The sequence below is a fragment of the Bacillus sp. AMCV2 genome, assembly GCF_056033925.1.
Genome location: NZ_JBVYIB010000002.1, coordinates 488,521 through 512,058, shown reverse-complemented (window position 1 = coordinate 512,058; position 23,538 = coordinate 488,521). Strand labels below are relative to the sequence as shown.

27 protein-coding genes and 1 pseudogene are annotated in these 23,538 nt (G+C 45.0%); 8 read left to right on the top strand and 20 right to left on the bottom strand.

Translation table 11 applies throughout. The annotated features are described in order from the left end of the window. Positions 1–18 precede the first annotated feature (18 nt). Positions 19–384 carry a holo-ACP synthase gene (acpS, locus tag AC0OMA_RS02650; protein ID WP_015252768.1) on the bottom strand — a complete coding sequence of 122 codons (366 nt, stop codon included), beginning with the start codon at positions 382–384 and terminating at the stop codon, positions 19–21. 94 nt (positions 385–478) lie between these two features. Here acpS and AC0OMA_RS02645 point away from each other — a divergent pair, with 94 nt between their 5' ends. Next, on the top strand, positions 479–1,078 hold the full coding sequence (locus AC0OMA_RS02645; protein WP_015482831.1) for a rhomboid family intramembrane serine protease: 600 nt from the start codon (positions 479–481) through the stop codon (positions 1,076–1,078). A 196-nt stretch (positions 1,079–1,274) separates the two neighbouring features. Here the strand turns inward: AC0OMA_RS02645 and AC0OMA_RS02640 are convergent, their stop codons facing one another. From AC0OMA_RS02640 to AC0OMA_RS02620, 5 genes are all read right to left on the bottom strand, one after another. Beyond that, positions 1,275–2,756: a PH domain-containing protein gene (locus tag AC0OMA_RS02640; RefSeq protein WP_041517665.1), complete on the bottom strand. Its 1,482-nt coding sequence runs from the start codon at positions 2,754–2,756 to the stop codon at positions 1,275–1,277. Then, a complete protein-coding gene (locus AC0OMA_RS02635) occupies positions 2,746–3,225 on the bottom strand; it encodes a PH domain-containing protein (protein WP_015382829.1) in 480 nt (159 codons plus the stop codon). The genes AC0OMA_RS02640 and AC0OMA_RS02635 overlap by 11 nt, the downstream gene beginning before the upstream one ends. A gap of 172 nt (positions 3,226–3,397) precedes the next feature. Continuing rightward, positions 3,398–4,882, bottom strand: coding sequence for a degradosome RNA helicase CshA (gene cshA, locus AC0OMA_RS02630; protein ID WP_003246685.1), 1,485 nt, complete (start codon positions 4,880–4,882; stop codon positions 3,398–3,400). A 399-nt stretch (positions 4,883–5,281) separates the two neighbouring features. Beyond that, positions 5,282–6,655, bottom strand: a complete 1,374-nt coding sequence (locus AC0OMA_RS02625) for a UDP-N-acetylmuramoyl-tripeptide--D-alanyl-D-alanine ligase (RefSeq protein WP_181218289.1) — start codon at positions 6,653–6,655, stop codon at positions 5,282–5,284. Between the two features lie 71 nt (positions 6,656–6,726). After that, on the bottom strand, positions 6,727–7,812 hold the full coding sequence (locus AC0OMA_RS02620) for a D-alanine--D-alanine ligase (protein WP_474221865.1): 1,086 nt from the start codon (positions 7,810–7,812) through the stop codon (positions 6,727–6,729). Positions 7,813–7,965: 153 nt separating this feature from the next. On the opposite strand from AC0OMA_RS02620, the gene AC0OMA_RS02615 reads away from it, so the two are divergent. Further along, a complete protein-coding gene (locus tag AC0OMA_RS02615; RefSeq protein WP_003234326.1) occupies positions 7,966–8,286 on the top strand; it encodes a thioredoxin family protein in 321 nt (106 codons plus the stop codon). 14 nt (positions 8,287–8,300) lie between these two features. Here AC0OMA_RS02615 and AC0OMA_RS02610 read toward each other — a convergent pair whose 3' ends face one another. Next, on the bottom strand, positions 8,301–9,173 hold the full coding sequence (locus AC0OMA_RS02610; protein WP_014475869.1) for a cation diffusion facilitator family transporter: 873 nt from the start codon (positions 9,171–9,173) through the stop codon (positions 8,301–8,303). 246 nt (positions 9,174–9,419) lie between these two features. On the opposite strand from AC0OMA_RS02610, the gene AC0OMA_RS02605 reads away from it, so the two are divergent. After that, positions 9,420–9,584: a Fur-regulated basic protein FbpA gene (locus AC0OMA_RS02605; protein WP_003225157.1), complete on the top strand. Its 165-nt coding sequence runs from the start codon at positions 9,420–9,422 to the stop codon at positions 9,582–9,584. Further along, the gene (gene fbpB, locus AC0OMA_RS02600; RefSeq protein WP_080344154.1) at positions 9,538–9,717 is read left to right on the top strand and encodes a Fur-regulated basic protein FbpB; all 180 of its coding nucleotides are present in this window, start codon (positions 9,538–9,540) and stop codon (positions 9,715–9,717) included. Before AC0OMA_RS02605 ends, fbpB begins: the two co-directional genes overlap by 47 nt. Positions 9,718–9,740: 23 nt before the next feature. On the opposite strand, the pseudogene AC0OMA_RS02595 reads toward fbpB, so the two are convergent. The 9 genes and pseudogenes from AC0OMA_RS02595 to dctS all read right to left on the bottom strand — a co-directional run bounded on the left by AC0OMA_RS02595 (position 9,741) and on the right by dctS (position 18,272). Beyond that, positions 9,741–10,887 (bottom strand): annotated as a pseudogene (locus tag AC0OMA_RS02595) (acyl-CoA dehydrogenase family protein). A gap of 127 nt (positions 10,888–11,014) precedes the next feature. Beyond that, positions 11,015–11,350 carry a hypothetical protein gene (locus AC0OMA_RS02590; protein WP_003225151.1) on the bottom strand — a complete coding sequence of 112 codons (336 nt, stop codon included), beginning with the start codon at positions 11,348–11,350 and terminating at the stop codon, positions 11,015–11,017. 94 nt (positions 11,351–11,444) lie between these two features. Beyond that, positions 11,445–12,212 (bottom strand): ABC transporter permease, encoded by a 768-nt coding sequence (locus AC0OMA_RS02585; RefSeq protein WP_015482826.1) that lies wholly within the window; start codon positions 12,210–12,212, stop codon positions 11,445–11,447. Beyond that, on the bottom strand, positions 12,205–13,131 hold the full coding sequence (locus AC0OMA_RS02580; RefSeq protein WP_181218283.1) for an ABC transporter ATP-binding protein: 927 nt from the start codon (positions 13,129–13,131) through the stop codon (positions 12,205–12,207). Before AC0OMA_RS02580 ends, AC0OMA_RS02585 begins: the two co-directional genes overlap by 8 nt. After that, positions 13,124–13,288 (bottom strand): hypothetical protein, encoded by a 165-nt coding sequence (locus AC0OMA_RS02575; protein ID WP_014475863.1) that lies wholly within the window; start codon positions 13,286–13,288, stop codon positions 13,124–13,126. Before AC0OMA_RS02575 ends, AC0OMA_RS02580 begins: the two co-directional genes overlap by 8 nt. 119 nt (positions 13,289–13,407) lie before the next feature. Continuing rightward, the gene (locus AC0OMA_RS02570) at positions 13,408–14,460 is read right to left on the bottom strand and encodes an AI-2E family transporter (RefSeq protein ID WP_003246523.1); all 1,053 of its coding nucleotides are present in this window, start codon (positions 14,458–14,460) and stop codon (positions 13,408–13,410) included. Between the two features lie 148 nt (positions 14,461–14,608). Continuing rightward, a complete protein-coding gene (gene dctP, locus AC0OMA_RS02565; protein WP_014475862.1) occupies positions 14,609–15,874 on the bottom strand; it encodes a C4-dicarboxylate transporter DctP in 1,266 nt (421 codons plus the stop codon). Between the two features lie 120 nt (positions 15,875–15,994). Further along, positions 15,995–16,675 carry a two-component system response regulator DctR gene (dctR, locus tag AC0OMA_RS02560; protein WP_015382819.1) on the bottom strand — a complete coding sequence of 227 codons (681 nt, stop codon included), beginning with the start codon at positions 16,673–16,675 and terminating at the stop codon, positions 15,995–15,997. Further along, a complete protein-coding gene (gene dctS, locus AC0OMA_RS02555) occupies positions 16,665–18,272 on the bottom strand; it encodes a two-component system sensor histidine kinase DctS (protein WP_181218281.1) in 1,608 nt (535 codons plus the stop codon). The genes dctR and dctS overlap by 11 nt, the downstream gene beginning before the upstream one ends. A 69-nt stretch (positions 18,273–18,341) precedes the next feature. Here dctS and dctB point away from each other — a divergent pair, with 69 nt between their 5' ends. Continuing rightward, complete coding sequence (gene dctB / locus AC0OMA_RS02550; RefSeq protein ID WP_063336089.1) at positions 18,342–19,394, top strand: C4-dicarboxylate TRAP transporter substrate-binding protein DctB; 1,053 nt, start codon at positions 18,342–18,344, stop codon at positions 19,392–19,394. Positions 19,395–19,478: 84 nt separating this feature from the next. Then, on the top strand, positions 19,479–20,300 hold the full coding sequence (locus AC0OMA_RS02545; RefSeq protein ID WP_015382816.1) for a manganese catalase: 822 nt from the start codon (positions 19,479–19,481) through the stop codon (positions 20,298–20,300). 36 nt (positions 20,301–20,336) lie between these two features. On the opposite strand, the gene AC0OMA_RS02540 is transcribed toward AC0OMA_RS02545, so the two are convergent. The 4 genes from AC0OMA_RS02540 to AC0OMA_RS02525 form a co-directional block, all read right to left on the bottom strand. Continuing rightward, complete coding sequence (locus AC0OMA_RS02540; protein ID WP_015382815.1) at positions 20,337–20,696, bottom strand: YdbC family protein; 360 nt, start codon at positions 20,694–20,696, stop codon at positions 20,337–20,339. A 2-nt stretch (positions 20,697–20,698) separates the two neighbouring features. Next, complete coding sequence (locus AC0OMA_RS02535) at positions 20,699–21,031, bottom strand: cupin domain-containing protein (protein ID WP_015482823.1); 333 nt, start codon at positions 21,029–21,031, stop codon at positions 20,699–20,701. 131 nt (positions 21,032–21,162) lie between these two features. Beyond that, positions 21,163–21,534, bottom strand: a complete 372-nt coding sequence (gsiB, locus tag AC0OMA_RS02530; protein WP_015382813.1) for a glucose starvation-inducible protein GsiB — start codon at positions 21,532–21,534, stop codon at positions 21,163–21,165. Between the two features lie 128 nt (positions 21,535–21,662). Further along, positions 21,663–22,481: an EcsC family protein gene (locus AC0OMA_RS02525; RefSeq protein ID WP_474221864.1), complete on the bottom strand. Its 819-nt coding sequence runs from the start codon at positions 22,479–22,481 to the stop codon at positions 21,663–21,665. A 117-nt stretch (positions 22,482–22,598) separates the two neighbouring features. Between AC0OMA_RS02525 and AC0OMA_RS02520 the strand changes: the two genes are divergently transcribed. Beyond that, positions 22,599–23,051: a DUF2188 domain-containing protein gene (locus tag AC0OMA_RS02520; protein ID WP_474221863.1), complete on the top strand. Its 453-nt coding sequence runs from the start codon at positions 22,599–22,601 to the stop codon at positions 23,049–23,051. Positions 23,052–23,128: 77 nt separating this feature from the next. Then, a complete protein-coding gene (locus tag AC0OMA_RS02515; RefSeq protein WP_003246519.1) occupies positions 23,129–23,386 on the top strand; it encodes a GlsB/YeaQ/YmgE family stress response membrane protein in 258 nt (85 codons plus the stop codon). The last annotated feature ends 152 nt before the right edge of the window (positions 23,387–23,538 follow it).

The window sequence follows — 23,538 nt, the reverse complement described above, 5'->3', positions numbered from 1 at the left end:
GTTTCCCTAATATGCAGACTAGCTTGACAACCTTTCAATCACAACCTGCGCGGCAGCGTATTCTTTTGTATGAGTGATCGATACGTGAACGGCAGCCTGGCTCAGTTTCGTGCAAATGATATAGGGCTTGCCATTTTGGTCTTTCCTAATTTCAATGTCCTGAAAGCTGAGCTGTCTCCCAATGCCGGTGCCAAACGCTTTCGAGAAAGCTTCTTTTGCCGCGAATCTGCCCGCGAGAAATTCGATTTTTCTTTTCTCTGAAAGCTCATAGTATTGGTCAAGCTCGCTTCGCGTCAAAATCCGCTCGGCAAACCTTTTCTGGCGTCCAGCCATAGAGGCGATCCGTTTAAGCTCGGTAATGTCCAGCCCAATGCCGTAAATCATGTATGATAACCTCCTTTGCGTACGTACTATTTAAATGGTTTGTCTCATAAACGTGTTACTATAGATATACCAAAATGAAGAAAAGGGGCTCGGAATGTTTATACGGACTGAAAATTTTCAAACGTTTATCAGGTTTTACCCCGTTGTCACCTTTATATTGGCTTTGCAAGCTGTTCTCTGGCTGTTTTTTTCACTTCCTGCCCATTCAGTCGTGTTATGGAGGGATACCGTCACAGGCTATAATCTAGGTGTCGCAAACGGTGAATGGTGGCGGCTGATCACACCGATTTTGCTGCACGCCGGTTTCACACATCTGCTGTTTAATTCCATGTCCATCTTTTTATTTGCCCCGGCTTTGGAACGCATGCTGGGAAAAGCGCGTTTCCTTCTTGTATACGCCGGCTCCGGCATCATCGGCAATATCGGCACTTATGTTACAGAGCCGCTTGATTACGTGCATGTCGGTGCTTCAGGCGCAATTTTCGGGCTATTCGGCGTGTACCTGTTTATGGTTCTTTTTCGCAATGAGCTAATAGGGCAGGAGCATTCCAAAATGATCATCACACTGCTCGCATTTGCCGTTCTCATGTCGTTTATCAACTCCAATATTAACATGATGGCCCATCTGTTTGGACTATGCGGCGGGTTTCTTCTTTCGTTTTTATGCGTGCAAAAAAAAGAGCGGCGGTATTAACCGCCGCTTCAGATTGTTGACAAAATCCTAAAATGGTTTTCATTTTAGGATTTTGTCATCTTTTCAGCGTGATTGAAAACCCTTGAAGTCTAGGAAGGACGAGCATAGGAGCGGAGCGAATGTTCTAATTCGTGAGCACCGAAGCGCAGTCCTGACAACGAATGCGAGGGTTTGCCGACACGCTGGAGCGGCGGTATTAACCGTCCGCTTTTTCATATGAGTACCACTTTAAAATGAAGGCTGCATCCTCTTCACCTACATCCCTCACCGTTAATTCTTCCATGTGGCTCGATGATTTCACCGAAGTAGAAATGGTATACAAGCGGCCTTTCTTTTGGAAATAGGATTGGCTGAACTTGCAGACCTGCATTCGTTTTTTCAATACAATGGCGGTTGTTCTGCCTATAAATCTAGACGTCAGCTGAAGACGGTCCCCGTTGATCGTCCATGCAGCCTCTTTATACGCGAGATAGCCGAAGAACAATTCTATCGGCAGCAGGATGACTGACAGATAGCCCCATGGCTGAAAGAAGATACATAACGGAATGATTAAAAAGAGTGAAAAAATGACAGAACGGAACAAATAGCGTTTCAACGCGCGCCGCGGCAGGCGGCGGCAGTTTTCTTCCAGCGTGTATTCCGGCGTAAATGTTCGGAGCATGTGCGGAAGCTTTTTTTTATGAATCATTGGAAAGAGAATGGTCAAAGCGCCTTCTTCTTTTTCCCGGTCGCCGCCTCCTGCGCTGACGATGGACACCGTTACAAATCCGAAAAGCTGGCGAATAATATTTTCTTTGATTTTAATGGCTTGTATTTTTCGCAGCGGAATCGTGACTTGATGTTTTTCAATAATTCCCCTTGAAATCACCAGTTCCTGCTCTTTTTTTATAATTTGAAAGTTCGCGTATCTAAACATCATGCCCGCGATACTGAAAATCCAGGCGATAAATAAACCGATAAAAATGAGTACCGCGTAAATACCAATACTGGCGTGCTTAAGGAAGGAAAATTTATCGAATAACCAATCCATTGGCAGCACTTCATCAAGCTGGGAAATAAGTGCAAATACAGCGGAGATAATGACTCCGATTCCGCCGGAGGTAGAAGCGGCCATGAGCAATTCTTTCGCGTTCATGCGATAGTGCTCTTGCACCTCAACGGCCGGAACCAACTCCTCTTCAGCTTCAAGCCGTTCTTCATCAAGTTCATTTTCTCGTCTTTGCGCTTTTTTCTTAAAGACAGCTTCTTTGATGCGCTCGGCTTCTTCAACAGAAATAGCAGAAAGGACGGCTTCTGCCTCCTTGCCTCCGCCTGCTGTTTCAATTTGCAGCTTCACAAGCTTAAAGATTTGCTGTACAAGGCCTGCGCTTGTATTCATCGTTTGAATGCGATCAATCGATATGTATCGCTTTTTCGTCACAAATAAGCCTTCTTCGATTCTAAATTCATCATCTTCAATTCGATAGGTAAACCTTCTCCATTTGATAATGCTTGCCGCTACAAGCCAGATGAACAGCACACCGAGCGCAATGGCCCCGTAAAAACGGACAGTATGGTTTGAATTGACAATATACACAAAAAAGAATGGCAGAATGATATTTTTTATCGTTTGAATAATGGTATGGCATAAATTCAAAATAACTGCTGCCGGGTGCAGGCGTTTCGGTTCAGACATCATCGTCAGTCACCCTTGCCAGACGGGAAATGGAGTCTCTCAGCCGATCCGCTTCCTCCATCTCTAAAGCGGGGATCGAATGAACGGTCGCGGCCGTGGAAATTTTCACCGTTGCCAGGTTGTATTTTTTCAATAATGGACCTTGTGACGTATCGACGTGCTGAACTCTGACCATCGGAACAATCACACGTGTCACCACAAAAATACCTGACTGAATATCTATTTCATGTTCATGGACTTCATATCGCCACACCTTATGACGGACTTTCGGAATGATAAAGACCGTCACAATCGATCCCAGCAGCCAAACCGCGCCGAGCACGCTGCTGATCCAGTACGGCCAATGAAAATAATAGCTTAACACTGCAACTGCAATGACAATAAGCAAGCAAACAGCGGATATGATGATCTCTTGAAGTCGCCAAACCTTTAATCCGTCTGGACTGATTTGGTTTTTTGGCTGCTCTCTCAAAAATACCTACCTCCCTTTTTTTCGTCGTTATTTATACGTCTCTTTTACAGAAAGGTTTCATTCTTAAGCATACAGAGAAAAATGGCTTCCGTCAGCTGAAAGTTTGCTGAATAACAAATCGCGAACATAAAAAAGCCCAAAACATCATGTTTTGGGCTCTGAATCGATCAAATTAGTAAGATTTTTTCTGGCGTCTGTCACCTGAAGAACGGCGATCGTTTGAACGCTTTTTGTCATAGGAAGAACGGTTGTTGCTTTTCCCTTTTCCGCCGCGGTAGCCGCCGCCTTGACCGTCTCTGCGTTTAGAAGAGCGCTGGTTCTTGTAGCGTTTGCTGACCATCGGCGCTTCGTCTGTTAAGCGAACCGGTGTGTCGTCTGGCTCTTTTGTAGCCATTTTGATAGCCGCCGCAACCACTGTTACTGCATCATGATCTTCAAGCAGCTCAGCTGCCGCTGTCATGTAGAAGTTCAGGTTGTTTTCACTGATTGTTGTGCGAAGACGTTCAACAGTAACCTGCTGCTGGCCTTCTAACGCTTCATCAAGTGTAGGCTCCTTCATGCGGTCCATTTTGCGTTTTGTTGTTTGTTCAATTGCGCGAAGCATGCTTTTCTCACGCGGTGTAATGAACGTCATCGCCATACCTGTTTTTCCTGCACGGCCCGTTCTTCCGATACGGTGAACGTAGCTTTCAGGATCTTGAGGCACGTCGAAGTTGTATACGTGTGTAACACCTGAGATATCAAGTCCGCGAGCGGCAACATCAGTTGCGACTAGAACTTCGATTGCGCCTTCTTTAAATTTACGAAGCGCAACCATACGTTTCGCCTGCGTTAAGTCACCGTGAATTCCTTCAGCTGCATATCCGCGAAGGTTCAGGGCTTCAGCAAGCTCATCGACACGGCGTTTTGTACGTCCGAATACGATCGCAAGCTCAGGAGACTGAATGTCAAGAAGGCGAGTCAATGTATCGAATTTTTTGCGTTCTTGCACTTCCAAATAGAACTGCTGAATGTTAGAAACCGTCATTTCTTTCGCTTTTACTTTTACGTGTTCCGGCTCAGTCATAAATCGCTCTGCAATGCGTTTGATCGGCGCAGGCATTGTGGCAGAGAACAGAAGTGTCTGATGCTCGCTTGGCACGTTTGAAAGAATAGATTCAATATCATCAATGAATCCCATGTTCAGCATTTCATCCGCTTCATCCATTACAACAGTATTTACATTGTTTAAACGAATTGTGCGGCGGTTGATGTGGTCAAGAAGACGTCCAGGTGTTCCGACAATAATATTCGGATTCTTCTTTAACGCCCGGATTTGCCGTCCAATATCCTGTCCGCCGTAAATAGGAAGAACCTTCGCACGTTTATCTTGTCCGATTTTATACAATTCTTCAGATACTTGAATGGCTAATTCACGGGTTGGCGCGATTACGATTGCTTGAATATTAGGAGACTCGGGGTTAATTTTTTCAACAAGGGGTATACCAAACGCAGCTGTTTTACCTGTACCTGTTTGCGCTTGTCCAATGACGTCTTTATTTGAAAGTCCGAGCGGTATCGTTTGTGCCTGAATCGGTGTTGCTTCTTCAAATCCCATACGATTAATTGCTTTCATGAGATCAGAACTTAAATTAAAATCTTGAAACGTTATAGTCAAATTATTCAAACTCCTTCTAATTGCTGTTTCAGTAATGTCGTGATTTACCACTTATAAAACTGCCCTTTAGACAAGAAGGACAGGATCCATCCGTATACAAAGCCCGAATTACTTTAAGTTTTATCTTACCATTACACTATTTGTTTTTCAATAAGATGAGAAGCAGATCGGCATCTCGAATATGCCGGCTGCTGCTCCATCCGCTCCCAAGAATCCGGCGGAGAACTTCGGGTCACGATGAAAAGTCCGGACGAATATGTTCGTATCGCGAAATAACCTATATATATTGTATCATAGCCGCAGCCGGCCAGATATACATAATTTTCGGCCGGCATACATTAGTGTTTGCATATCATGTTATTTTATGATGCAATATGCGTTTTTTCGCAAAATATTTTCTTATGAAAGCGGGCTCTCTATTAAATCTTTAACGATTTCTTCAAGCTTCATACCTCTGGACGCTTTGAATAAAATCAAATCGCCTTTTGATGCGTTTTCCTTCACAGCTTGGAGGAGATCTTTTTTCTCAGTGTAATGGCTGACGCGGTCTTTCTCAAAGTGTTTCAGGGCGCCTTCCGCGATAAAAGCTCCCAGTTTTCCGTACGTAAAGACGCGGTCGATCTTCTCAGGGCTGATCACAGCGCCGCACTCTTTATGGAACGTTTCTTCAAGATCGCCGAGTTCAAGCATATCACCGAGCACGAGCATTTTTTTGCCGTAGCCTTCGAGGCTTTCTGTCAATTGAATTGCAGCTTTCATGGAAGTCGGGCTCGCATTATAAGCGTCATTGATTATCGAAAGGCCGCTGTCTGTTTTGATGAGTTCAAGTCTCATCCCGGTTACCTTTAGGCTGCTCAGTCCTTTTGCCGCACCCTCAGGCGTGATGCCAAAATAAGCCCCTGCAGCAATCGCAGCCATGGCGTTCATCACATTGTGCTTGCCGAGTATCGGAATAAAAAACGTGTGTTCTATCCCTTTGATTGTAAAATGGGTTCCTTCCTCACTCTGGCTGACATCCTGAAGCTGATAATCATTATGCGCTCCCGTCCCGTACGTTTTCGTCTGGCAGCTGTATGCATTTTGAAGAAGCGGTTCGTCCCCGATATAAATCAGCACTCCGTCTTCTTTAAGCCCGTTAATGATTTCAAGCTTCGCCTCCGCGATGCCCTCTCTAGAGCCAAGGTCTTGCATATGCGATTCGCCGATATTCGTAATCACTGCCGCATCCGGGTTTGCCAGTCGGCTCAAGAGGTCAATTTCTCCTTTGGCGCTCATTCCCATCTCCAATACGGCGATCTCCGTATTTTCAGGCATCGCTAAAACCGTCAGCGGCAGACCGATGTGATTATTGAAGTTTCCTCCTGTTTTGTGAACACGGTACTGGGTCCCCAGTACGGCGTGAATCATATCTTTTGTTGTCGTTTTGCCATTGCTTCCAGTTACTCCGATGACACGCGTGCCAAGCTCCTGCAAATAGGCTTTTGCAAGCTGCTGAAGTGCGGTAAGGGTATCGTCCACTAAAATGACGGCGTGATTCTCGGGCGGATTTGGTTCTGACCGATCCCAAAGAACAGCCGCTACACCAGCTTCAAAAGCCTGCTCCACAAAAGTGTGGCCGTCAAAACGTTCCCCTTTCAGCGGAATGAAGAGCTGATGTTGTTCCAGTTTTCTTGTATCGGTTGCCACTCCATGAATGACTGTTTGTTCATATTGCGGATTTGTTAGTGTGCCTTTAACCATTTCGGCAATGTTTTTTACTGTTCGCTTAATCAAGTAAGGTCCCTCTCTTTCTTTTGTATATACGGGAAAAAACACTGCCCTTTTACCGGCAGTGTCCTTCTTCATTAGAATGTATGCTTAATCAATTGTTTTTCAGCGTGGCGTTCTTTTGCAAGCTCCACAAGCTGTTCAATCAGGTCAGCATACTCCACTCCGGCTTCTTTCCAGAGCAGCGGGAACATGCTGAAAGGTGTAAAGCCAGGCATTGTGTTGACTTCATTGATCAGAACTTCGCCGTCAGCTGTCAGGAAAAAGTCCGCTCTGACGAGTCCTGAACCATCGATCGCTTTAAACGCTTTGATCGCCATATCACTGATTGTTGCGTATTCCTCATCAGTCACAATCGCCGGAATCATCAGATCAGTATCTCCATCCTCATATTTCGCTTTGTAATCGTAGAAATCTGTCTTCGGTGCGATTTCTCCCACAACAGAGCATTTAGGATCGTCATTTCCAAGAACGCCAATCTCAATCTCGCGGCCGTTAATTCCTTCTTCAACGACGACTTTGCGATCATATTGGAAAGCAAGCTCAAACGCTTTTTGCAGTTCTTCACGGTTTCGGCATTTGCTGATTCCGACACTTGAGCCGAGGTTCGCCGGTTTTACGAAGCAAGGGTAGTCTAATTCCTGTTCAACCTGCTCACAGCTTTCTTTCGGAGAACGAGTCCAGTCTTTCTTAAGGAAAGCTGCGTATTTAGCCTGAGCAAGGCCGGCCTGAGCAAATAAATGTTTCATGACAACTTTATCCATGCCAGCTGAGGAAGCAAGCACTCCGTTGCCGACATAAGGAATGTTCAACAGCTCGAGCATTCCCTGGATCGTACCGTCTTCTCCGTTCGGTCCGTGGAGGAGCGGGAATACGACGTCGATGGCTTCATTTTGCTGTGACGCTTCCTGCGGAAACATCTCCTGGTTCAGGGCAGCTGGAGAAAAAGCACTGCCTCCTTGCTCAAATTGAAGCATTTTCACGTTTGAAACAGGCTCAGTTAAACGGGCGCCTCTAACCCATTCGCCTTTTTCTGTTATATAAATCGGATGTATATCAAACTTCTCAGTATTTAGCGCTTTGATTACAGCCAGAGCTGTCTGCAGGGAAACATTATGTTCTGCCGACTTTCCTCCGTACACTAATCCTAGACTTGTTTTCAATGGATACTCCCCCCACTACAATTCATCTTTACTATCTTATCATTTTCACCGGAAAATGATCTAATTATTTTTGGGCATGCTGATGTTGAATGCATTTGTATGTAATTCCTTTTTATTTTATATTAAAATGGCATTGAAAAGGAGATGTGACATATGAAAAAAATCACGACAAACGAACAATTTAATGAACTGATTCAATCTGATAAAGAAATCATTGTAAAGTTTTATGCTGATTGGTGCCCAGACTGCACACGCATGAATATGTTCATCGGCGATATTTTGGAAGAGTACAACCAAAACGATTGGTATGAGCTGAATAAGGACGAGCTTCCTGACCTGGCTGAAAAATACCAAGTAATGGGCATTCCCAGCCTGCTTATCTTCAAAAACGGTGAAAAAACAGCTCACCTTCACAGCGCCAATGCCAAAACGCCTGAAGAAGTGACTGAATTTTTATCTGAACATATAAGCTAATTCGTTAAACAGCCTTATTTTATGTCGTCAGGCTCTACATGAACATGAACATGAGTGACATCGTGTTCATGTTTTATTTTGTCTTCTACTTCATCCGCCACTCCATGGCCTTCTTCTACTGTAAGCTTCGGATCAACCGTAATGACCATCTCGATATGAACTGTACTGCCTAAATACCTCGCTTTCACATCCTTTAGGCGATGCACATTTTCGATCCTGCCGACTGTCTGTTTGTAAGGCTCAAGATCTTTTAAATGGAAGCCGTCTGTTAAGGAATGTGAAGCGTCTTTAAAGATATCCCAAGCAGTTTTGCAAATGATGATGCCGATGATAAAAGCCGTTACCGGATCAATCCACGGCAGCTTCAGCTGGGACGAAAAAACACCGATAAACGCGCCGGCACTTACAAAAGCGTCTGACCTGCTGTCCTTTGCCGCTGCCATCAGGGCAGAGCTTTTAATGGACGCTGCCAGCCTTTTGTTATATAAATAGATGCCATACATAAACACAGCACTGCCTAACGCCGTCCATGCCGCGATAAGATTTGGCGTTTCCGTTGTGCCGCCCGCAATCGCTTTTCCTCCGCCGATTAACACTTCAATGCCGACTGCCATCATAATAAAAGACGCAACAAGAGACGAAATTGTTTCAGCCCGATAATGGCCGTATGGATGATCGCTGTCAGCCGGTCTTTGAGAAATCCGCAATCCTATCAGCACTGCTACTGACGCAACAATATCTGTTCCATTATTTAACCCGTCTGCTCTCAGCGCTTCAGAATGATATAGAATCCCGATGACTAGCTTTACAACAGCAAGAATGACATATGCAAAAATATTGAGGAGCGCCCCTTTTTCTCCCTTTTTCAGATTTTCTGTCCGCTCCATTGAATACCAGCCTCCATTCTATTACATAGTATGGTTCAAAACATGAAAAATAGTAGGACGCGTTCAATGAAGCGGAATATTTCGACAGCACATTATTGCCCGGGAAACTTTTTGTCGATTTGTTGAATGTTTGTAAATTGGCCAAGAATAGGACTCTTTTCATCTTTACAGGCGATTGCGGACATTGTATACTGAAGTTAATTGATAATGATTATCAATATCGTTTGATTGGAGGTTGGTGACACAATGACACCTCAGTCTGCAGAAATCAGAAAAAAACAGCTCATTCATCTGTTAATACAGAATGGTATATACAAAAAGTCAAAGCGTCATCTGTATGAATTGTCGCTGACGGAGTTAGAAAGTGAATACAAACATGTCAGGAGGGCGCCGGAGCATGCCGAAGCGTAAAGTGAAAACTTACCAACAGCTGATCCAGGAAAACAAAGAGGCGATTATGGGCAATCCAAAGCTGATGAACGTTATTTATGACAGGATCGACAGCAAGCATCAAAAAAATCTGCAGGAGCAAAACAATACATAAAAAGAGCCGGTAAGGCTCTTTTTTTATGACTCAAATGCTTCAGCTGCCAGCTTGTGTATCACGGCGTCATCCATTGGCGGGTTGTGGAGACCGGCGCGCACATCACGGTAATAGCGTTGAAGCGGGTTGGTTCGTTCCAGGCTTTTGGCCCCGACAATTCTCATCGCTTTATCAACAACAGACAGCGCAGCGTTTGTGACGATATGTTTCGCCGCACCGAGCTCGCTGGTCAAGTGTGGCCGCCGCTCCGGATCGTCATACAATTGAGCGATATGGAAAAGAAAGTGTCTGGCATTGAGCAGTTCAAGCTCCATTTCGCCTGTTCTTTGCTGTACGGCCGGGACATTCTTGATCGGTCCATTCAAACTGTTTGGAGTATACTCAGATGCAAATTGCACTGCATAGTCACGAGCAGCTTGAGCAACACCAAGATAAATCGCCGGAATATGAAGCAGCCAGCCATTCGGCTTAGCTCCGCGAGGCCCTTGAAGCAGTTCCACCAGCTTATTCTCATCAAGCATGACTTCGTTCAGTACGAGGTCATGGCTTCCAGTCGCCCGCATCGCCATCATATTCCACGTTTCTTCAATCGACAAACCGGGATCATCTTTATGAATGAGAAACACGCCTGTTGTTTGTTTTTCCTCAATCCATGCGGTTACTAAAAAATAATCCAGTGCTTGTGACATCGTCGTAAAGGTTTTTCTTCCGTTCACTGCCCATTTGCCATCCTTTTTGACGGCGTGTGTACCGGGGCGCCCCTCCTCTTGTCGGGCTTCCGGTTTTCGCTTCAGTCGCCGCCCTGTTAATGACAGCACCATTCTGGACTTCCTTGGCAACAAACGCAAACACGTCTTTATCCCAGCTGTTGCCTTCTCCAAGCTCCCCGATTACACTCAAATGCCAGCCGATGCTAAGAGCCGCAGGAGCATCTCCCCGTGCAAGCCGTTCTTGAAACAAGAGCATATCGTAAACAGAAATGCCCCCTCCGCCATGAGATGCCGGCAATGTTAATGCTGTATACCCAGCATCACGCAGTTTTTGTATTTTCTCTGCAGGAAAACGTCCCTGTTCGTCATCTTCAGCAGCTGTTTGCTGAAATTCATCCGCAATCCGTCCGATTTTCTCCATCCATTGCCGCTGTTGATCGTTTTGTATAAATAATGACATCCGGCAGCCCCCCAGTTTTAATTCCGATAAATTTAATATGTATTATAGATTTCCTGCCATTTTTCCGCAACTGTTAATCTTTTGCCCAGTATAGAAAAACACGCCGTTCCCCAAGGGAACAGCGCGATTACACAGGATTTGCATCCCGGTCTTGTTTCATGCCGAGATAAATCAGCATATATGTCAGGTAACCCATCGTCATCACCAGGCCGCCAAAGAAAAAGCTTGAGAAAATCGGCTCTTCAAAAGCGGTCACTGCGGCCAACACAATCCAGCTGGCATACAGATAGATGATAAAATAGCGGATGCCCGTCTTCATTTTATATATCATGTACAGTCCCACGAGAGAAAACAACCCAAGCGCGAGCCTGAAATAAACAAGATGTTCAAACTGAAACATGAATGACACAAATGAGAATCCAAGCAGCAATACAATCGGTAAAGCGGTAATAAAGTTCCTCAATCGAGACACCTCCGTCAGTACCTTTAGTATAAACCAAAATATCACTTGATATTGATTTACGTGAGCTTTTTCACAAAAATGTCATTCCTTGCCTTTAGACCCGAACATCCCGTTTACAGAAGCACCACCAGCCAACAACGATGAAGAATATGGCATGTATGATGAGAATTCCAATTGAAAACAATGGCGTCATGCCTGAAAACAACGCTGTCTCTCCGCTTCTGTATTGCGTAAAGTCAGTGTTCGCAAAAAGCAAAAAGCTGCCCCACTTGTTTTCAAACAACTTCATGAGCTGAACAAGTGTACTCGCTCCGTATAAAACGACAAAAGAAACAACAACAGCTACCGCGCTATTGCGGAACAGCGCAGAACAAAGCAGCCCGAATAATCCCATCATTACGGCTTCAAGCCAGTTTGACCCGATCAGCGCCAAGGTGTTGACCAGCAATGTCTTTGATTCCGCAGTCACCGATGTGCCAAAAAACACGAGACCGAATAATAATGCCAGAATGTAGTATGCCAGATACAAATAGAAGCTGACCATCACGACTGTGATTAATTTTGACCAAAAGACCTTTTGGCGTTTAACCGGACGAATGAGCAAAAATTTGATCGTCTTTTTATCAAATTCCATCGAAACAATTGTTGCTGCAATTACGATCGTTAAAGCCTGCAGCAAAATGTTCAGGCTCGGTGTATACGATAAATAGCCGATGAAGTTTTCATCTGTTCCGGCACTGATGACAATCCGTTTAATGATCAATGCCATGAAGAATTGAAAGACAGCCATCAGGATAAGGGAAACCAAAGTGACCTTCCGATTAAAAAGTTTCATATGTTCATTCCAAATTAATTTAGACAAGCTCTTCTCCCTCCTCTTGATGAGCTGTTGTCGCTTTTATAAATTCGTCTTCCAGTGACTGCGTGTAAGGCGTAATGGAAAATACATTCAGATCTTGTCCGACAAGTGATCGGTTCAGCTCCGGTATGTTTTCTTTTGCCACCTCAACTACAATCGTCCCGTTTTGGCTCTCAGATTGATATTGATTGCCTGTCAGCCAATTGAACGCTTTTTCTTGCGGCTGCACTTCTATAATCGCTTTTTCTGTGGTTTGACCAGTTCCTTGTAAGCTGACTTCCGCTTTGATCTCACCTTTTTGAATGATGATGACACGGTCGCACAAGTCTTCAACCTCGCGCAATAAATGAGTGGCGAACAGGACAGCTGTTCCTTCCATTTCTGCGAGTTCCTTAATATGATCCCGAAAATCCTTCATCCCCGCAGGATCGAGGCCGTTTGTCGGTTCATCTAGAATGAGAAGCTTCGGCCGGTGAAGAATTGCCTGGGCGATTCCCAGACGCTGGCGCATCCCAAGGGAATAGGTTTTCACCTTATCATGAATTGCTGACGTCAGCCCGACACGTTCCACCACTTCATCAAGCCGTTCATCCGCTATTTTTTTGTGCATATTCGCAAAGTGCTTGAGGTTTTCCCAGCCTGTCAGGTACGGATAGAACTCAGGGTTCTCAACAATCGCTCCAACCGCCTCCATCGCTTTTTCAAACTCTGTATCATGCTGGAATCCGCTGATTGTCACGCTTCCGCTATTTTGTTTCAGCAACCCGACGATGATACGGATGAGTGTTGTTTTTCCGGAACCATTCGGACCGAGCAGTCCGATGATTTCACCCTCCATGACGTCCATGCTGATCTGTTTTAAAATCTGTTTAGACCCAATCTTTTTATCGAGGCCTTCAATATGTAAAATCGGCTCAGCCATAAAGCCTTCCTCCTTTTTCGACAAAAAATAAACAGTGCCCAACATTAGGCACTGTTTGTATTATAGCATTTGTTGCTTCCAAATGTTTGGTTAAACCGATGATGAGCGTTTGCTCCGACTGTTTGTTCTTTTCAGTTTCTGTAATGATGACAGGCATTGTCACCTGTTGTGTTCACCACTGTGCGAAGCAATGCCAAGCTCCGATTCCGAGTCTTAATTCCATGCCCTGAACAGGCAGGCCGGGAGATCGAGGCACACTCATTATTCGATTTTAAACTACTTTTTATCGCTATTCTCTCGGGGTCCTTTAGACCTATCTTCCTTGTTGGTGACATCCAGAATATCAAGGAGAAACACAAAGATCGGAATCCCGATAATTAAACCCCATATGCCAAAAAAGTGTTCAGAGAAAATGAGTACAGTGAAGGTGAAAAAGATTGGCAGCTCTGTTTTCGCCGACATCAGCTTCGGATTTAAGAAATATGTTTCGATCGCATGAATGGCGAATATGACAAGGACAATGTAGAGCACATACATTCCACCGCCAGTGCTGTAGGCGATAATGCTGAGCGGAATCAGGGAAATGACGACGCCTGCTACAGGGATCAATCCAAGGAAGAACACCATAATCGAAAGCCCAAACAGCTGCGGAAAATGCATAATCCAAAGCGCGATAAACGTCAGAATACAGTTGACGAGCGCAATGATAAATTGAGCCTCGAGCACCTTGCCGAACGTTCTTGCAAATTTGCTTCCGAAAAAAGCAATTTCCTCATAAAAGACCCTCAGTTTGCTCGTTTTAAATTTCGCCATGAATTCAGAAAGCCGTTTTTTCTCAAATAAGAAAAACATGCTGAGAATGAGCGCCATCACGACCTGCAAACCGAATGTGCTGATATCGGCCAGATACGTATACACTACATTGAAGCCCTCTTTGACATATGAACTGATGTTAATATCTCCGAAGACACTGGTGATCTCATCAAAGAAAGGGATGCTGTCAGGATGATACGCAATATGTTTAATCTGCTTTACCAGCTGCTGGATCTGCGCCGCGACGACCGGATAAAACACAAAGCCCCCGACTGTAAGCAGCACAGCCAGCAACATGTAAAGAAACGTAATGACAACCCGCTGGCTCACGCGGAAGAACTGGCTTACAAACTGCCGCACGACAAGCTCCAAACGATCCATTAGAAATGTGAAAATGAAGGTAAGCAATATTAAGTTGATCATGCTCTTAAATAGATATAACACACCAGTTAACACGACAAAGATGGAGAAACGCCTTACTCCCGGGTGCTGAAAAAATTTAACTAAAGCGGCCATTTATACACTCCTGTTAGGACAAACGTCCTTCATTCAATATAGTATCCATTTGTAAATTATATAACAAAAAAATGCTGAGGTCTCTGTCCTTACCTTAATAATTCTTAAACAATTAAAAAAACGGCCCCATGGATGGGCCGTTCTTTTTTCAGACTGCTGTTTTCATTTTTTTCATGCCTTCAACAGCCTCTACGCTTTTTGCTTCATCAAATTCATTCTCGCTTTTTGCAACAATGATCGTGGCGATTCCGTTTCCAATCAGGTTCACAATGGCTCTTCCTTCACTCATGAAACGGTCGACCCCGAGCAGGAGTGCAAGACCCTCCAGCGGAATGACCTGCAGCGCTGACAGCGTTGAGGCAAGGACGATAAATCCGCTTCCCGTCACACCTGCCGCTCCCTTCGATGTCAGCATCAGAACGAGGATAATCGTAATTTGCTGGCCGATGCTGAGGTCTACTCCAAACACCTGTGCCAAAAAGACAGTCGCCATTGATAAATAAATGGATGTGCCGTCGAGGTTAAACGAATAGCCCGTCGGAATAACTAGCCCGACAACTGATTTGGAACAGCCGTAGCGCTCCATTTTATCCATCATACGCGGAAGCACCGATTCGGAAGAGCTTGTGCCAAGCACGATCAAAAGCTCATCCTTAATGAAGCGAAGGTAATTCCACAGGCTGAATCCGTAAAGCTTGCAGATGATATTTAAAGCAACAAATACGAACAGGAACATCGTAATATAAACAGACATCATTAAGCTTGCCAGCGGTTTGATGGAATCGAGCCCGAAGTGTCCGATTGTATACGCCATCGCCCCGAATGCCCCGATTGGCGCGGCACGCATAATGTAGCCGATAATTTTGAAAAAAACATGAGAAACCTTGTCGAAGAAATCAATGACGCTTTTCCCTTTTTCACCTAATGCCGCAAGACCCACTCCGAAAAGAATAGAAAAGAATAAGACCTGCAAAATGTCCCCTTTTGCGAAGGCATCAACCATGTTGGATGGAACAATGTGTGTAACAAATTCAATCCAGTCGATTCCCTGACCGCCATTTTGCGTGTATTGTGATACATCTCCCTTTTCAAGCTTGCTGTAATCAAGACCCGCACCCGGCTTCATAATATTGACGACAAATAAACCGATAATGAGTGCGAGGGTGGTGACAACCTCGAAATAGATAAACGCTTTTCCCCCTACTTTTCCAACCTTCTTCATATCGCCCATTTTTGCAATCCCGAGAACGATTGTGAAGAAAATAATTGGTGCGATCACCATTTTAACAGCGTTGATAAATGTATCGCCAAGCGGTTTCATTTCTTTGCCGACATCCGGCCAGACCAGCCCGACAATGACCCCGATGATGACCGCGGTTATGACTTGAACTGTTAAATTTTTAAACAGTTTCATATCCTTCATCCCCCTGTCCTATTCGCCTTTTGTGTCTTTCTTACTAGAATGATAGCGTTTTCATAACGTCTGGGGAAGTTTATGATCATAACGGACATTTTGGTCTTTTTGGTCTCAGTTTTATCCTTTTAACACGTAGCGGTTGACCGGCCGGCCGACTCCTCCGTATTGAACGTCCAATTTGATGGCCCCGGTTTTTTCTAAGTAATCAAGATATCGTCTGGCTGTCACTCTGGCGATGCCGAGCGCCTTGGCAACCTCTTCAGCAGAAAGGGATGCGGTTTGCTGTTTCAAAAAAGCAGTGACTTCATTCATCGTGAAGTGATTCAACCCTTTCGGCAGATCCTGTACGGCCTGCTGCGGAATATTCAGGATCGCATCGAGCTGTTCCTGGGAGAGCGTATCATTCGCTTCGATTTTTTGTTTATATTGCTTGTACTTTTCGAGCGCCTGTCTCATTCGCTCAAGCTTAAACGGCTTTAAGATATAGTCAACCGCCCCGTTTTGCAGCATGAGTGAGATCGTTTCCTTGTCTTTTGCAGCGGAGACGACAATGACATCCACTTCAAGCTTTTGCTTTCTGATCTCCTGCAAGGTCTTGATGCCGTCTTTTTTCGGCATGTACACATCGAGAATGACGAGATCCGGCTGTTCTTCTTTAATCAGCTTCATGCCTTCCTCTCCGTTTCCTGCCGTTGCACAGACAGTAACGCCTTTAACGGTTGTAATAAAATCCTTATTGACCTCTTGAACCATCGGATCGTCTTCAATGAGCAGAACCTTCCATTCTTTACGAGCCATACTGTGCTTCCTCCCCCTTCATTGGAAAAACGATAGAAAAAGATGTCCCCTGCCCCGCATGTGAATCAACTTCTATCGTGCCCGATCCTTTGTCTATGATTTGTTTCACTAGATACAAGCCATAGCCTGTGCCGCCAGTTTTATTGACCGTAAAACCTTTGTCGTAAAGGCGAGGCATATGTGCCGGATCAATTCCGCAGCCGTTATCTTCTATTAAAATAGCAAGGATATCATCCGTTTGTTCGATACTAATGTCAATTCGTTTGTCTTCAGTTTGAACGGTTTCAAATGAGCCGAAGGCATTTTCAATCAGATTCCCCAAAAGCACGACGATATCATGCTGATCAACATGCTCGGGAAATTGCTGAAGACTGCTGTTTTCATCTATATGAACAGCAATGCCGAGCTCTCTTCCCCTTCTGATTTTACTTAATAGAAGGCCTGCCGCAGCGTCATTTTGAATCGAGCGGTGCAGAAATTCAGTCACATTTTCCTGCTCAGTTGACGCCTGGAATGCAAGCTGCAAGGCTTTTTCAGATTTCCCCAGCTGGATGAGACCGGCGATCGTGTGCAGCTTATTCATATGCTCATGGTTTTGGACACGGAGCGCCTCCACAAAGTTTCTGACACCAGTCAATTCCTCTGCCATCTTGGCCGCTTCCGTTCTGTCCTGAAAAATCGCAACGGCGCCGATCACTTTTTTCTTCATGACGATCGGAATTCTGCTGCTCATGATGACTTTTCCGCTGACACGAATTTCTTCATTATAAACCGCTTTGTTCCGCTCCACGATTTCGGGCAGGCGCGAATCCTTAAGAACCTCCCAAATCACCTTGCCGATCAGATCCCCCTGCACTTCAAAGATCTGTTTCGCTTTTTCATTGAAGATCGTAATGATGAGACGATTGTCAATGGCGATCACCCCTTCATTCATCGAGTGAAACGTCGCTGTCCGTTCTTCATACATTCGGACAATCTCATGAGGTTCAAGCTGAAACATTTGTTTTTTGATATGGCGGGCCAGCAAAAAGGAACCCGCAAGGCCGAAGCCGAGTGTCAGCACAACGATGAATGCAATATCACGCTTTAAATGAAGCAGGATGTCAGCGATCCCCGGCAGCGTTTTTCCGACAAGCACCACACCTATTTGGTTCAGGTCTTGATCCTTAACCGGATAAAAAGCGCGAACCGCCGTACCGATCTCGCCCTTTGCTTCAGAGAAATAAATGTGCTCCGCAAACGCTGCCTCCTCGTCTGCACCTTCTGATTTCTTGCCGATGCTTGTGCTGACAGGATGCGTATATCGGATGTGATTCATATCCATGACGACAATATAGTCTGCTTCATTAATCATCCTGATTTCTTCAACCGCATGGCGAACAGCTTCTGTTTGTTTTTTTCGCGCCAAGGCTTCTTTCACTTCTGTCATCTCTGACACTGTCCGAGCCGTATTCATCAGCCGCTTTTTCAGCTCCCGCTCCTCTGTATGCTGAATGTTGCCGATGAGCACAATTCCGCCGATCAAAAAGGAGAAAATGACGAGTATATAGGATAAGATCGTGATTTTCCAACGGATTGAGAGCTTCTTTTTGTTCATCAGCTTCTCCTTTCAGGTCTTTACGAATGTGATTGCCCCCATTATCCTTAACATAGGGGAGGGCTTTTGATGAAGAGTTTGCTTGCATGTCTCACACTGATGATCGCTGGAATTGCAACCGCTTTATTTATCGGATTCCATGATCATACCGGCAATAAAGAGATTGTTTATGATGACGACCAGGAAGGCCTGCAAGATCAAATCGTCTTTAAATTCAGCCACGTGGTTGCTGAAAATACGCCAAAAGGGCTGGCCGCCAATAAATTCGCTGATCTGGTGAACGAAAAATCAGGCGGGAAAATAAAAATAGAAGTATTTCCGAATGGAAGCCTGTACTCGGACATTGAAGAAATTGAAGCATTGCAAAACGGCGATGTTCAATTTATCGCCCCCTCCACATCGAAGCTCGGCATGCTCTCGCCTGAATGGGGAGTGCTGGATCTGCCGTATGCATTTACAGATTACAACGCCGTCAAAAAAGGGCTGAACGGAAGCATCGGCACACAGCTGTTTGATTCTCTAAAGAAAAACCAATTAAAAGGACTGGCCTATTGGACGAACGGCTTTAAGCAAATCACAACAAATCAAGGGCCGGTCAAAACACCTGATGATTTAAAAGGGCAAGATCTGCGCATTATGCAAAGCGATGTGATTGAGGATCAGTTCAAGCTGCTTGGCGCAACACCTCATCAGGAATCCTTCAATTCTACCTTTCAGCTGTTAGAAAACAATGTAGTCGATGGCGAAGAAAATACAATTTCAAACATCTACTCTAAAAAATTTTATAATGTTCAGGACTATTTGACAATAAGCAGCCACGGTTACCTCGGCTACGCTGTCATGACTGATGAACACTTCTGGAAGGCGCAAACACCAGAAACAAGACGCATTTTGACTGAAGCGATGAAGGAGACGACGGAGTGGAATGAAACGTATGCCGAACAAATGAACAAGGAGCAGCTGGAAGAAATCAAAAAGAATTCTGCTATACATATTTATGAGCTGTCAGATAAAGAGAAACAAGAATGGATGAAGCGTCTTGACCCTGTTTACCGGCAGTATGAGCCCATCTTTGGCCGGGATCTGATCCGGGAACTGTTGGAGCTGCGAAAAGATTCATAGTTCCCATCTCGATACGCTGTTTTTCGTTTATCTTTCTATCGAGAGGAAATATAAAAAGAGATAATCGAAAAAGGAGATGGGTACATGTTTAAGCACACAAAAATGCTGCAGCATCCTGCTAAACCAGATCGTCCAGATCCATTATTCGCTAAAAAAATGCAAGAAATTTTAGGCGGACAATTCGGAGAAATTTCAGTTGCCATGCAGTACTTATTTCAAGGCTGGAACACAAGAGGAAATGAAAAATACAAGGACTTGCTGATGGATACGGCAACGGAGGAGCTCGGGCATGTTGAAATGATCGCAACGATGATTGCCAGACTTCTTGAGGATGCCCCTCTTGATCAGCAGGAAAAAGCTGCTGAAGATCCGGTCATCGGCTCCATCCTAGGCGGCATGAACCCTCACCATGCGATTGTATCAGGACTTGGCGCCATGCCGGAAAGCAGTACAGGCGTACCTTGGAGCGGCGGTTATATCGTAGCAAGCGGAAACCTGCTGGCAGACTTCCGCGCCAACCTGAATGCGGAATCTCAGGGCCGTCTGCAGGTCGCACGCCTGTTTGAAATGACGGATGACAAAGGCGTCAAAGATATGCTCAGCTTCCTGCTGGCGCGTGACACGATGCACCAAAATCAATGGCTCGCCGCCATTAAAGAATTAGAAGCACAGGAAGGTCCGGTTGTGCCGGGTACATTCCCGAAAGCGCTCGAAAAACAAGAGTTCTCACATCAGCTTATCAATTTCTCTGAAGGCGAAGAAAGCGCCAAACAAAACTGGCTGAATGAAAAAGCGCCGGACGGAGAAGCCTTTGAATATGTGAAAGAAGCAAAAACGTTTGGAGAAAAACCGGAATTAAAACCAGCACCGCCTTTTGTTCATAATACACTTCCGGGACGCGAGTAAAGAGACAAGCCCAAAACATGATGTTTTGGGCTTTGATTATGCCTTCAGAACCGTCCAGTCTGGTTCGTACCGGATATCAGGGTTATGTAACAGATCGTGAACGAACGGTTTATCCTCTTCGTACACCGTCACCTCTATCGAAAGAATTACAGCCTTCTGATCGTTTTCCTCGTATATGCTGTCATGTTCGTTCTCCATAAAATGATCGTAGGCTTCTCTGTTTTCCCATACACTGATGATTTCTGCAGTGAGCGGCTCGTCTATCGTTTTTCGCCAGCCGCCGGCCTGTTTGATGAAGCCGCTTATATGCGATAACGCCCCCCATTGTGACTGCGCTTTTGCAAATGCTTCAGCGTTTGCAGCGTCTACTTCACATACAATCCTTTTGATCAGCATGGCTACTCCTCTATGATGACGGTTTCGGCTTGTTTATGCTCTACACAGAGATTTACCGTCCTGACGTAAGAGCGTGTGCGGTGAACCGTGCCTTTCGGGATCAGCAGGCTGTCATTTGCTTTGAGCACCGCGGTTTCTTTGTCTTTAAAATCGATCAGCAGCTCACCTTCAAGAACAATAAACAATTCGTCTGAGTCAGGGTGATGGTGCCAGTCATATTCTCCCGTAAACACCGCAAGGCGCACACAATGGTCGTTGACCTCTGAGATTGAAAAATTGGCGTGCTTTTCTTTGACTTCATTTGCGATGGCGAGCAAGTTTTGCATCTTGGACATTAGCGAAAACCCCTTTTTCACTTATTGTATCGCAATAGTGGCATAAATTGAGAAGATTCCAAAAAAAAGCGATCCAGCTGATGTGCCGGATCGCTTTTTTATTTACAGGTTGTCTGCCTTTATGCTTTTGATTAGTCGTTGTTGCGGGCGTTTCCGCCTTTTGAGCCAATTTCTTGGTAGAATTCTTTATCATGATTTTTGCTTGTAGCCTCTCCGCCTTTACGGCCGATATCTTGATAGAATTCTTTGTCATGGTTTTCGCTAGTGGCTTCTCCGCCTTTTTCGCCGATTTCTTGATAGAACTCTTTGTCATGATTTTCGCTAGTGGCTTCTCCGCCTTTTTCACCGATTTCTTGATAGAATTCTTTGTCATGGTTTTTGCTTGTGGCTTCTCCGCCTTTTTTCCCAATCTCTTGATAGAATTCTTTGTCATGGTTCTTGCTTGTTGTTTCTCCGCCTTTTCTACCTGCTTCTTCTCTGCTCATTTTGTTATCGTCTGCCATTTTGAATTCCTCCTTTAATTGGTGTTGGTTGTTGTATTCCCGCTCACAATTCTTTTAAACAAACAAAACACATTGGGTATGTTTCCACTAAAAAAAGCAGGCGGATCGCGGTGTCCGTCTGCTTTCTGCTATTCCATCTCTCGTTCTGTTTCTTTCAGTCGTTCAAGAATGCGCCTCTTTTTGTACAGCATCATGCCTGTCTCGGTAATGTCGTTTAATGTTGAGCGATTGGCAGCGGCGCCAAAAACCATTCCGGCAACCGGCACCATCTGGAAAAGTTTTTTCCAGCCAAACGTGTCTCGATAGCCCAAAACGACTTCTCGCCAGCCTTGGATTTGAGAAGCGACATTCTTATATGTACGGTCTTGATCGTAGTCTTTTAATTCCTGCAAAATCGATCTTTTGCCGACAACATCAGCCGACGTCAGCTGCAGACATTTCACAATGAAGACGCGTTCTTTTTTCTCCTTTGGATCATAGCCGTATGCGACTGCGATATCCTGTAATGTTTTTAGTGATAAGCCAAGCACTGCCGGAATGTCTGCCGCCAGCGTAAACACGCCGCCCACACCGGTTGTCGCGCCTTGAACGGTTGCTGCGTTGGTTCTGTTTTTGCCCATTCCTTCCGCAATTTCATCCATGACAGGAAGAGGCGCTTTCCGGATGTCCTCCAGTGATTCAAAGATCTCCTCCGGCAGTTTCTTTTGAAACATCCTGATAATCTGTTTTTCAGATGTCAGGTACTGTCCGCCTGTTTGAACAAAGCTGCCGACCTCATCCAAGAGCTTGCCGATCTTTTTCTGGATGAATTCCGGTGTCAGCTTGTCCAGCAGCTGAAACGGGAGACGGCTGAGCTTTTCCCAAAACCAGATTTTTTGCTGATCTTTTTCCCATTTCTCTATCTCTTTTAATTGCTGATGTAAGTCTTCTTTTCGTTCCGTTGTCACCCAACCCGCACTTCCCTTCCGTTTTTTCTACTATATAGTATACCTTCATTTTTTCGGATGCGTTTTTATTTTTCACCTGCGGGTACCATTTTTATAAAAGGAAAAGGAGTGATGGACATGCCTTGGTCGATGAAGGATTATCCTGCTTCATTAAAAAATCTTGAGAAGCCGGTGAGAAAAAAGGCGATAGACATTGCGAATGCGATGATTGATGAAGGCTATGGGGAAGGGCGCGCGATTCCAATTGCGACAAGCAAAGCGAAGGAATGGGCGGAAAACGCCTCTACAGATGAAATTGATGATTTCCTGACGCATGATGATGAGACAAAACGCGATGGTGATCCAAGCAGCGGCAGCGGCCCCGAGCTCATGAATAAACCAGAGCATGTTATTAAGCATAAAAAAGGCTGGGCAGTCAAAGCCGAGGGCGCCAAACGTGTGTCTGAAATCAAGGATACAAAGAAAGAAGCGATTGAACGGGCAAAGGAAATCGCGACGCATAAAGGCACTGAGGTCATTGTTCATTTAGCTGACGGCAGTGTGCAGAGAAAGATTAAAACAGGATCATAAAGGAATATGCTTTTAAGTGTTTCGAAATGATCAGGAGCGGTTATTGATTGGTAAATCATTTATGAGAGGTGATCATGATGCTTAGCTTTTTGGTTTCATTAGTTGTTGCTATTGTTATCGGATTAATTGGGAGCGCCATTGTAGGAAACCGGCTGCCGGGAGGAATTTTCGGCTCTATGATTGCCGGGCTGATCGGCGCTTGGATTGGGCACGGACTTCTTGGCACATGGGGACCGAGCCTCGCCGGCTTTGCTATTTTCCCGGCCATCATCGGGGCAGCCATCTTCGTATTCTTGCTGGGCCTTATATTCCGCGGGCTGCGGAAGGAAGCCTAGACTCATTAGATACAGAAGGCATCGTTTCGAACTGAAACGATGTCTTTTTATATGGGACCTTATCCCGAATCCCTACATATCATGTTACATAACAGGGAAAAATTCAGAAGTGTATTTTGAACATTTTCGGTTGACAAGAAACCGGGATGGTC

Excerpts from the sequence above, each read along its gene's own strand:
- AC0OMA_RS02535 (WP_015482823.1), bottom strand. The coding sequence starts at position 21,031 with ATGTCCAAGATGCAAAACTTGCTCGCCATCGCAAATGAAGTCAAAGAA.
- dctS (WP_181218281.1), bottom strand. The coding sequence starts at position 18,272 with ATGAACAAAAAGAAGCTCTCAATCCGTTGGAAAATCACGATCTTATCC.
- AC0OMA_RS02575 (WP_014475863.1), bottom strand. The coding sequence starts at position 13,288 with ATGCCTGTCATCATTACAGAAACTGAAAAGAACAAACAGTCGGAGCAA.
- AC0OMA_RS02580 (WP_181218283.1), bottom strand. The coding sequence starts at position 13,131 with ATGGCTGAGCCGATTTTACATATTGAAGGCCTCGATAAAAAGATTGGG.
- AC0OMA_RS02520 (WP_474221863.1), top strand. The coding sequence starts at position 22,599 with ATGCCTTGGTCGATGAAGGATTATCCTGCTTCATTAAAAAATCTTGAG.
- AC0OMA_RS02545 (WP_015382816.1), top strand. The coding sequence starts at position 19,479 with ATGTTTAAGCACACAAAAATGCTGCAGCATCCTGCTAAACCAGATCGT.
- dctR (WP_015382819.1), bottom strand. The coding sequence starts at position 16,675 with ATGGCTCGTAAAGAATGGAAGGTTCTGCTCATTGAAGACGATCCGATG.
- AC0OMA_RS02540 (WP_015382815.1), bottom strand. The coding sequence starts at position 20,696 with ATGCTGATCAAAAGGATTGTATGTGAAGTAGACGCTGCAAACGCTGAA.
- AC0OMA_RS02640 (WP_041517665.1), bottom strand. The coding sequence starts at position 2,756 with ATGATGTCTGAACCGAAACGCCTGCACCCGGCAGCAGTTATTTTGAAT.
- dctP (WP_014475862.1), bottom strand. The coding sequence starts at position 15,874 with ATGAAACTGTTTAAAAATTTAACAGTTCAAGTCATAACCGCGGTCATC.
- AC0OMA_RS02515 (WP_003246519.1), top strand. The coding sequence starts at position 23,129 with ATGCTTAGCTTTTTGGTTTCATTAGTTGTTGCTATTGTTATCGGATTA.
- AC0OMA_RS02615 (WP_003234326.1), top strand. The coding sequence starts at position 7,966 with ATGAAAAAAATCACGACAAACGAACAATTTAATGAACTGATTCAATCT.
- AC0OMA_RS02570 (WP_003246523.1), bottom strand. The coding sequence starts at position 14,460 with ATGGCCGCTTTAGTTAAATTTTTTCAGCACCCGGGAGTAAGGCGTTTC.
- AC0OMA_RS02645 (WP_015482831.1), top strand. The coding sequence starts at position 479 with ATGTTTATACGGACTGAAAATTTTCAAACGTTTATCAGGTTTTACCCC.
- gsiB (WP_015382813.1), bottom strand. The coding sequence starts at position 21,534 with ATGGCAGACGATAACAAAATGAGCAGAGAAGAAGCAGGTAGAAAAGGC.
- acpS (WP_015252768.1), bottom strand. The coding sequence starts at position 384 with ATGATTTACGGCATTGGGCTGGACATTACCGAGCTTAAACGGATCGCC.
- dctB (WP_063336089.1), top strand. The coding sequence starts at position 18,342 with ATGAAGAGTTTGCTTGCATGTCTCACACTGATGATCGCTGGAATTGCA.
- AC0OMA_RS02610 (WP_014475869.1), bottom strand. The coding sequence starts at position 9,173 with ATGGAGCGGACAGAAAATCTGAAAAAGGGAGAAAAAGGGGCGCTCCTC.
- AC0OMA_RS02605 (WP_003225157.1), top strand. The coding sequence starts at position 9,420 with ATGACACCTCAGTCTGCAGAAATCAGAAAAAAACAGCTCATTCATCTG.